8 protein-coding genes are annotated in these 8,835 nt (G+C 65.9%); 3 read left to right on the top strand and 5 right to left on the bottom strand.

All coding sequences use genetic code 11. From position 1 onward, the window contains the following. The 4 genes from VKP01_RS00620 to VKP01_RS00605 form a co-directional block, all read right to left on the bottom strand. On the bottom strand, nucleotides 1–1,299 hold a 1,299-nt coding region (locus tag VKP01_RS00620), incomplete at its 3' end, for a HAMP domain-containing sensor histidine kinase (RefSeq protein WP_324409707.1). A gap of 4 nt (nucleotides 1,300–1,303) precedes the next feature. After that, nucleotides 1,304–2,836: a dihydrolipoyl dehydrogenase family protein gene (locus tag VKP01_RS00615; protein ID WP_324409706.1), complete on the bottom strand. Its 1,533-nt coding sequence runs from the start codon at nucleotides 2,834–2,836 to the stop codon at nucleotides 1,304–1,306. A 181-nt stretch (nucleotides 2,837–3,017) separates the two neighbouring features. After that, nucleotides 3,018–3,572: an N-acetyltransferase gene (locus VKP01_RS00610; RefSeq protein WP_324409705.1), complete on the bottom strand. Its 555-nt coding sequence runs from the start codon at nucleotides 3,570–3,572 to the stop codon at nucleotides 3,018–3,020. A 38-nt stretch (nucleotides 3,573–3,610) separates the two neighbouring features. Continuing rightward, nucleotides 3,611–4,810 carry a MerR family transcriptional regulator gene (locus tag VKP01_RS00605; protein WP_324409704.1) on the bottom strand — a complete coding sequence of 400 codons (1,200 nt, stop codon included), beginning with the start codon at nucleotides 4,808–4,810 and terminating at the stop codon, nucleotides 3,611–3,613. A 718-nt stretch (nucleotides 4,811–5,528) separates the two neighbouring features. On the opposite strand from VKP01_RS00605, the gene VKP01_RS00600 reads away from it, so the two are divergent. From VKP01_RS00600 to VKP01_RS00590, 3 genes are all read left to right on the top strand, one after another. Beyond that, complete coding sequence (locus VKP01_RS00600; protein WP_324409703.1) at nucleotides 5,529–6,611, top strand: ABC transporter substrate-binding protein; 1,083 nt, start codon at nucleotides 5,529–5,531, stop codon at nucleotides 6,609–6,611. Between the two features lie 98 nt (nucleotides 6,612–6,709). Further along, nucleotides 6,710–7,501, top strand: a complete 792-nt coding sequence (locus VKP01_RS00595) for an ABC transporter ATP-binding protein (protein ID WP_414706478.1) — start codon at nucleotides 6,710–6,712, stop codon at nucleotides 7,499–7,501. Between the two features lie 17 nt (nucleotides 7,502–7,518). Then, complete coding sequence (locus tag VKP01_RS00590) at nucleotides 7,519–8,298, top strand: ABC transporter permease (protein ID WP_324409702.1); 780 nt, start codon at nucleotides 7,519–7,521, stop codon at nucleotides 8,296–8,298. Nucleotides 8,299–8,304: 6 nt separating this feature from the next. On the opposite strand, the gene VKP01_RS00585 is transcribed toward VKP01_RS00590, so the two are convergent. Continuing rightward, nucleotides 8,305–8,835, bottom strand: a 531-nt coding sequence (locus tag VKP01_RS00585; protein ID WP_324409701.1) for a nucleotidyltransferase family protein, incomplete at its 5' end; no start/stop codon positions are given.

The following is an 8,835-nucleotide window of genomic DNA, read 5'->3' as shown; positions in this document are numbered from 1 at the left end:
CAGGCGCTGCGCGGTGACCAAAAGGCGCCGCGCTGGCGGTGGCGTCTTGCGCATGGCCTCGACGGCGTTGCGCGCGAGATTGACGAAGATCCTTGTCGTCTGCTCGCGATCGGCTACGAGCGTCAGATCGGTGGGGATATCGACGGCGAGCCGCACCGGCGCCTGCGCCTCGGCCTCGCCCTGCGCATTGCCCGTCACGGCCAGATCCGGATCGTCCTCGGCAACGAGGCCCGGCAGATCGCCGAGCTCGCTGACGACCGGCGCGAGCGCGAAGCGCACGGGGCACGGCTCGGGCTCCTCCGCCTTGCCGAAGGCCATCGTGGCCTCACTGAAGTCGATGGCCCGCTGGAGCGTGTCGACCAGGCGCGGGGCGAATTTCTGCACCATCGGATCGGAAGCGCTGGCCATCCGGTCGGAAAGGAGCTGCGCGGCGGTGAGCATGTTGCGCAGTTCGTGATTGATGCGCGAAACGCCAAGACCGAGCTCGGCCAGACGCCGCTTGCGCGCCAGCGCCCGCTCCAGAGCCCGCTCCATCTGCTCCAGCGCCCGCTCGGCCACGCCGATCTCGTCACCGCGCGATGAGGGTGCGATGATGCGTGCCCGGTCCTCCGGATCAGAGGCGAAACGGGTGAGATTGTCGGTGAGCCGGCGCACGGGCTGCACGATCACCCATTGCAACGCCAGATAGACGAGCCCCGCCGTGATCACCGAGATGATCAGCGAAAGGATCAGGATATTGCGCGAGAACGTGAGCAGCGCCGCGCGGAGGGGGGCCTCGTCGATGACGATCTCGACGAAATCCACCGGGGCCACGGCCCGCATGCCCTCCGGCGCGTCCATCCCCGCCCCGACCACACGCATCGGCCGCGCGCTCGGACGCATCAGCGTGTTGAAGGCGGCACTGATGCCGGAGATCAGACCCTGCTCGCGCAGATCAATCACCCGCCCCACCTCGCGCGGCATATCGGCCACGGCGAGCAGACGGCGGGTGCCCCCGCCGCGCACCGCCACCGTCATTGCCCCGACGCCCCGCAAGAGGTCATCCTCGAGATCGCGCGAAAGCCCGTCGGCGGGTGCAGCGTCGAGAACGAGCGCGGCGATCTGCGCGGCGGTGAGCCGGTCGTTCAGCCAGTTACGCTGGAATTGTGCCACGGAGGGGACGTAGATCAGCACCTCGGCGAGCATGACGAAACCGATCGTCAGCCACAACAGCCGCGCCGAGAGGCCGAAGCGGGGCGGGTGCGGCGATCGCGATCCCGCATGCGCCCTGGTCATCTCCTCCGGCGAGCCTGCATCCATACGCTTATCCGAACACCCGCAGGAAGCGGATCAGCCGGCGTACGCTCGACATCCGCGCCGACGGCTTGAGGAATTCCACCGCCGCGCGTTTCGAAATCTCCGAGAGTGTCGGATAAGCCATGACCATTCCCGCGATATCCTGCACCTTCATCTTCTTCGTCACGGCAAGCGTCCACAAGGCGATCAGTTCCCCGGCCTGCGGCGCGGCGATGGTGGCGCCGAGCACGAGGCCCTTGTGATTCGCGATCACCTTCACATGACCGGCCTCGCGCCGCTCCGCCCGCGCGCGGTCGTTCTCGGCCACGGGAAAGCGCAACACGCGGATGCGCCCCTTATGCGCCTTGCGCGCTTCCTCCTCGCCAAGACCCACGGCGGCGAGCTCCGGATCCGTATAGGTGACACGCGGGATGATGGCGTTGTCGAGCTTCACGCGCAAACGGAAAAGCGCGGAACGGATGACAAGCCCGGCATGCTGGTTCGCCGCATGGGTGAAGCGATAGCCGCCGGTCGCGCCGCCGGCGCAATCGCCGATCGCGTAGACACGCCGGTTCGATGTGCGCAGGCCCTGGTTGACGGTAATACCAGAAGGGTCATGCCGAATGCCGGCCTCGTCGAGACCGAGACCGTCGAGAACGGGCTTGCGCCCGGTGGCAACGAGGAGATGGCTGCCTTCCAACACGGTCTCGCCGGCGTCATCGCCCCCCGCGAGAGTGATGCGCACTGCGCCGTCCGCGCCCGAGACGGCGGTGATCTTTGCATTCGGATGGAAGCCGACCCCCTCGTGGCGCAGTTGCGCTTCCACCACTTCCGCGAGTTCACGATCCTCGCGCGCGAGGATGTCCTGCGCCTCGACGACGCTGACCCGCGCGCCCAGTCGGGCATGGGCCTGGGCGAGTTCAAGCCCGATCGGGCCGCCACCGATCACGATGAGATGGCCGGGCCTCGCGGTGAATTCGAAGATCGTCTCGTTGGTATGATGGGGCGTCTCGGCAAGTCCCGGAATCGGCGGGATCGCGGGACGCGCCCCGGTGGCGATGACGAAGCGGCGTGCCCGGATCACGGCATCACCGGCCTCGACCCGGTCGCGCGCCGTGAATCGTGCCGATTCGCGCAGGACCGTGACGCCCATGGCCTCGAAACGCTCCTGCGAATCGGTCGGCGCGATTCCGGCGATGACGTCGCGGATATGGTCGCGGAGGGCGGCGTAATCGACCTGCGGCTCCTGCGCCGTGATGCCGAAAGCGGCGGCCTCGCGCATGGCATGGGCGCGCTCGCCGGCTGCGATCAGCGATTTCGAAGGCACGCAACCGGCATTGAGGCAATCACCGCCCATCGCGCCGCGCTCGATCAGCACCACCGGCACGCCGAAGGAGGCTGCGATCGCCGCGACGGAAAGCCCGCCCGATCCGGCGCCGATGACACACAGATCGGTCCGGATCTCGCGCTTTTTTCCCCCGGTCGCCGGAGCGGCCATGCCCCCTGCGGATTGCGTCGTCGCTGTCTGCGGCTTCTCCGCCGTCGCCTGATCGTCGGCCATGAATCACCTTACTGAATTGGAATAGGGCCGCAAGATTGCGGCAGCGACAAGGGTTTCGCTTAACCCGGCATAATCGTTTCGTCGAGACACGGCATCGTGACCCGCATCGGAGTACGGCAACGGTCGGGCCCTTTTTTCAGCGCTCGGTGTGACGGGCCCGGGGGAAGGCCGTGCAGCCCACTTACCAGAAGACGGGATCGTCGAGCGCCGCCACACAATGCGCAGCCCCCGCAAGTGGTGTCTGGCCCATCGGTGCCGCAGCGGTATCTGTCAGTGACAACCCCAGCCAGCCTTCGGGATATTGCAGGGCGAAGGGCGCAGGGATATCGGCTTGGGTGATCGCCTTGAATCCGATGCGGCCATAGAAGTCCGGGTCGCCATAGGTCACCGCGATGTCCATGCCCTCCCTACGCAACCGTTCGAGGCCGTAGGCGATCAGCTCTTGCCCGATGCCACGACGCTGACGCTCGGTCGCCACAGCGACGGGGCCGAGAACAAAAACCGCGCGGGTATCCCTCTCATAGGACAATCTTGAAAAAAAGATGCCACCGACGAGCACACCGTCATCAACGGCCAGAAACACCCTGATGTCCTCCTCAGGCGTCTCGGCCATCAGTCGCCGCACCAGCTTTCCGATCAACGCGCCCTCCTGCGCGCCGGCGGTTGCTGTGAAGGTTGCGGTGAACAGGTCGGCGACCGCTGCGGTCCTGTTTTCGTAATCCGTAGTAAATTCCATTGTCGCGTCTCCGTGGCGGAATGGGAGCTTCCGGTATTTCAATCGGTGAGTGGCGTGGGTCCTGCGTCCCGGGGCTTTTGCACCACGAACATCTCGCAGCTCACAAGAGAGTCGCAGGCATGGTAGGCGTCCAGTTCCGCGCGCAGGTCCCCGTGCACCCGGCTATTCGCGAGATCGACGGCCAATGCCGCCAGACGCGCCTCCAGCGGACGATAATAGGCGTCCATCGCCTCGCGCCCCATGTCGAAATGGCCCAGCACCCGGTAGCCGGTGCGATTTACCTGGTCGAGCCGGACCGGGACGCGGGTCATGCCGGGGTATTCTGCAGCCCAGAAGGCGCGCAGGTCCTCCGCTGGTGTCTGCGTGCGCCAGACCATGTCGGAGAAGACGAGAACGCCACCGGGGCGCAGGAGTCGCCACCAGTCCCGCAGCGCACGCTCCACACCGAGGATGTAAGCGCTCCCCTCGGCCCAGATGACGTCCCACCCGCGCTCCGTGACCGGCAGCTGCGCCATATCCATGGTGCGCAGATCGATCCGGTCGCCCAGAGCGTGCGCCGCGACGCGCTCGCGCAATCGCGCCAATGCGCCTTCATCCGTATCGATCGCCAGGATCCGCGCGGCGGTCGCCCCGGCCAGCGTCATCGTCGCCATGCCGGGGCCGCAGCCGATCTCGAGAATCGCCCCGGGTGAGAAGGGCAGCATGGCGCGCGCCCTCATTGTCGCTTCCGCAGTACCCGGGCCCCATCGGTCGAGCCCGGCAAAAACCCTCATGAAGGATGCCATGTAGTCGTCATGGGAATTCATGTCCTTCGACAACCAGGCAATCCGTGCTGCCTCCTTGCTGGAGAATCCCTGTTTGATCAGCCAGGCGCGGTGCATGTCCGGCGCCACGCGCTCGACTTCCGCATGCCATTCCTTCAGGCTTGCCCGCCCCAGCAGCGCAGCGAGCAGGTCGCGCGACCGCGTCTTGTCCGTGATCTCCCGCTCAAGAGTCGCGAGGCGCCGGCCCAGCATGCCGCGATCAAGCTTGCCATCGAGGCACGCCCTGCATTCCTTCAGACTCAACCCGCCAGCCTGTAGCTGCTGCAGAAGCCGCAGCCGCTGCCGGTCGGCATCGGTGTAGACGCGATACCCGTTCGCCTGCCGTTTGCCCTGCAGGAGGCCGAGCTTCTCGTAGTAGAGCAGCGTCGCACGCGACAGACCGACACTCTCCGCCAGTTCTGAAATCTGATACATCCGCAGCCTCGTCGCCTACGCCGCTTCCCGGCTTTCGGGAGAGTCATCAGCTGTGAAGCTATAGACGGGTCAAGCAAAAACGCGTACCGCCCACCGCCGTCATCACGATGGAAATGCCGGCTGATCCCCGGCAGTCCCGAAGGCGAAGCACATGTCGGTTGGCTCGTTGCCACCACCACGGTGCGCAGGCGCGACCTGGCGATTGAGCGATGGCGCGTGGCTTGCGCCAACATGCACCGCCGCGATCGGGGCGGGAGATGCCGCTGCTTGCTGATGCCCCCCGGGTGCAAAATGCGCTGACCGGGAGCTTCTGCCGTTTTCTTGGGCGGCTGACTGGAACTTGCCATGCACGCGGGCTGCTTCTGCCCAAGTTATTGCCATGAATCGTGGCATCGTGCTTGACCTGAGGACGTTTTGGCTTTGCAATTGCGAAGCCTGCATCATGCTGCGAGGCCTGCACGATCCGCGGCCCTCCGCTAGGGAAATATGCCCCCTTCCCCGGCGGCATTCCGTGCGTGACGGTTTATCAGCTGGTCATCCGGCTATTGCTGGTGTGGCAGGTGTGCAAGCACCACGAGATATCCGCTTTGCCGTCATGTCCGAGCCGCAACCGTTGTCATCATCCGTCTGTTCCGATCACCGGATCGCACTTTGCGCGCCGCCGCAAACCGAAACCGAACCAGCCGTCACCGAACCAGCCGTCGAGGAGACCGTCACGATGCCCCACCTGCCCGCACCTGCACTGCGTTCGCTCACACGCCGTTTGCTGCTCTCCACCTTCGCCGCCGGCCTGGCCGTGACGGCGGGGATCGTTGGGCTCGTGGCGGGTTCCACCGCCGCCGAGGCGCAGACGCCGATCCGCTTCACGCTGGACTGGCGCTTCGAGGGCCCCTCCGCCCCCTTCCTCGCGGCGATCGAGAAGGGTTATTTCGCCGAGGAAGGCCTCGACGTGACCATCGATTCCGGCGCCGGTTCGCTCGAATCGATCCCGCGCGTCGCCACCGGACCCTATGACATGGGCTTCGGCGACATCAACTCGCTGATCCGCTTCCGCGACCAGAATCCCGAAGTCGGCGTCAAGGCCGTGATGATGGTCTATAACCGCCCGCCCTTCGCCATTGTGGGTCGCGCCAGCCGCGGCATCAGCGAGGATATCGAGAGCCTGCGCGGCAAGCGCTTCGGCGCTCCGGCCCCCGATGCCGCCTTCGCGCAATGGCCGATCTTCAGCGACGTCAATGATATCGACGCCGAGGAATGGGAGATGACCTTCGAGAATGTCGGCTTCCCGGTGCGTGAGCCGATGCTCGCACAGGGTGAGGTCGATGCAGTGTTCGGCTTCGCCATGTCCTCTGCGATCAATCTCGCCGCGCGCGGCGTGCCGATGGACGACATCGTGGTGCTCAACATGGGCGATTACGGCGTCGAGCTCTACGGCAACGTGATCATGGCGAGCCCGGAGCTGATGGAGGAGAATCCGGAGGCGATCGAGGGTTTCCTGCGCGCCTTCATCAAGGGCCTGCGTGACGTCATCGACAACCCGGACGAGGGCGCCGGTTTCGTGGTGCAATACAACGACGTGGCGCGCCGCGACGTCGAACGTGACCGCCTGGAAATGACGATCGAGAACAACATCATCACCGACGAGGTTCGCGAGAACGGCTTCGGCGGGGTCGATGCGGAGCGCTTTGCCGTGGCTCTGGACCAGATCGGTCTGACCTTCGAATTTGCCGACAAGCCGGAGCTGGAAGACATCTTCACCGATGAATTCCTGCCGCCGCTGGAAGAGCGCCGGTTCGACTGAACGACGCCTCTGTCGGCCTCGCTGCAAGCGCCGCCGACCCAGCCCTCCCCTCCCCCGGGTATCTCTGCCCGGGGGCGCCTCCCGCCCGGAGCCCCGCCTTGACCGCCTTCGTCGATATCCATGACGTCACCCACATCTATGCCGGGTCCGAGGACGGGCAGCCGGCCGTCGAAGGCATGACCATCAAGGTCCGTGAGGGTGAGTTCGCCGCCATCGTCGGCCCGTCCGGCTGTGGCAAATCCACAGTGATGAAACTCGCCACCGGCCTGCAATTTCCTGCGAAGGGCAGCATCATCGTCGATGGCCAACAGGTGACCGCACCGGTCAAGCTCGCCGGCATGGCCTTCCAGAATCCGGTGATGCTGCCCTGGCGCACCACCTTGAAGAACCTGCTCCTGCCCCTCGAGATCGTGCAGCCGCATCGCCGGCGCCTGCGCAGCCACCGCAAGGAATACGAGGCGCGCGCCGAGGCGCTGCTTGCCCAGGTCGGGCTCGCCGGGCAGGGCCCGAAATTCCCATGGCAGCTTTCCGGAGGCATGCAGCAGCGCGCCTCACTGTGCCGCGCGCTGATCCACGAGCCAAAGCTGCTGATGCTCGACGAGCCCTTCGGTGCGCTCGACGCCTTCACCCGCGAGGAACTCTGGGGCATCATCCGCGACCTGCATGCCGCCCAGCGTTTCACCGTGATTCTCGTCACGCATGATCTGCGCGAAGCGGTCTTCCTCGCTGACCGTGTCTTCTGCATGAGCGCGCGGCCCGGACGGATCATCGCCGAGCGCGAGATCGACCTGCCGCGACCGCGCGACATCGAAATCACCTATACGCAGAAATTCATCGACATCGTCCACGAGCTGCGCGGCCATATCGCCACCGCGCGCGAGGCGGCCTGATCGGGAGAGCGCGGATCATGGCCGCAAGACGCACACGCACCACCCTCCTCCTCGCCCCCTGGATCTTCACCCTCGGCTTCTTCGTCGTCTGGGAGATCGTGGTGCGGGCCTTCGGCATCTCGAGCTTCGTACTGCCGGCGCCGACGCTGATCGCCGACTCCATCTATCAGTATCACACACAGCTCCTTCGCCATTCCTTCCACACCGCCTGGATGACGCTCGCCGGATTCGGCCTCGCGGTGGTGTTCGGCCTGCTGCTCGGCATGGCGCTCGGCGCCTCGCGGATCGTGCATGCAGGGACCTATCCGCTGCTGGTGGGTTTCAACGCCATTCCCAAGGTCGCCGTGGTGCCGATCCTCGTGATCTGGTTCGGTGTGGGCTGGCTGCCGCCGGTGCTCACCGCCTTCCTGATCTCGTTCTTTCCAATCGTGGTGAATGTCGCCACCGGCCTCGCCACGATCGAGCCGGAGACCGAGGACGTGCTGCGCGCGCTCGGCGCCTCCAAGCGCGACATCATCGTCAAGGTGGGAATTCCGCGTGCGATGCCGTATTTCTTCGGATCGCTCAAGGTCGCGATCACGCTCGCCTATGTCGGCTCGGTGATCGCCGAGTACAACGCCTCGAATGTCGGGGTCGGCAATCTGATGGCCCGCGCCAGCGCCGATTTCAACGTGCCGCTGCTCTGGGCGGCTCTGATCGCCCTCGCGGTGCTCGGCGTGATCATGTATGCCGCCACCGCCCTCGTCGAGAAGCGCATGACCGGCTGGGCCCAGCGCTCGCAATTCGCAGCGCAGTAAAGCGGCTCAGCGCGCTTTCGCGATATGCGCTTCCGCTTCCGCGATGGCACCGGGCGTGCCGACATGAAGCCATGTGCCGTCGAGGCGCAGTCCGTGGAGCCGCCCGGCGGCGATGGCGCGGTCAAACAGCAGATTGAGCGAGAAGGCGCCGTCGGGCGTACCGGCGAAGAGCCCGGCATGGAATATCCCTGCGCCGGCATAGACAAAGGGTGCCTGCGGCTGCGGGCCCCGGCGCGTCAGGCGCCCCGTCTCATCCATCAGGAAATCCCCGCGCCCGTCATAGCCCACGGCTGCATCGACGGGTGCGAGCAAGAGCAGCATGTCCATTGATGCCGGATCATGGGCCGCGATCAGCCGGCCAAGATTCGACTGCGCTTCCTCGATCCACAGCGTATCGGCGTTCATCGCCAGAAACGGCGCCTCCCCCAGAAGCGGCAGGGCGCGGCGGATGCCGCCGCCGGTCTCCAGCAACGCATCACGCTCGTCCGAGAGGGTGATCGCGGGCGCGCCGTTGCGGGCCGCCAGATGCGCCTCGAT

This window comes from Saliniramus sp. (genome assembly GCF_035311605.1).
GTDB lineage: Bacteria > Pseudomonadota > Alphaproteobacteria > Rhizobiales > Beijerinckiaceae > Saliniramus.
Note: the sequence above shows the minus strand (reverse complement) of the source record. Positions and strands in the feature narration are given on the sequence as shown.

Excerpts from the sequence above, each read along its gene's own strand:
- VKP01_RS00615 (WP_324409706.1), bottom strand. The coding sequence starts at position 2,836 with ATGGCCGACGATCAGGCGACGGCGGAGAAGCCGCAGACAGCGACGACG.
- VKP01_RS00610 (WP_324409705.1), bottom strand. The coding sequence starts at position 3,572 with ATGGAATTTACTACGGATTACGAAAACAGGACCGCAGCGGTCGCCGAC.
- VKP01_RS00605 (WP_324409704.1), bottom strand. The coding sequence starts at position 4,810 with ATGTATCAGATTTCAGAACTGGCGGAGAGTGTCGGTCTGTCGCGTGCG.
- VKP01_RS00600 (WP_324409703.1), top strand. The coding sequence starts at position 5,529 with ATGCCCCACCTGCCCGCACCTGCACTGCGTTCGCTCACACGCCGTTTG.
- VKP01_RS00590 (WP_324409702.1), top strand. The coding sequence starts at position 7,519 with ATGGCCGCAAGACGCACACGCACCACCCTCCTCCTCGCCCCCTGGATC.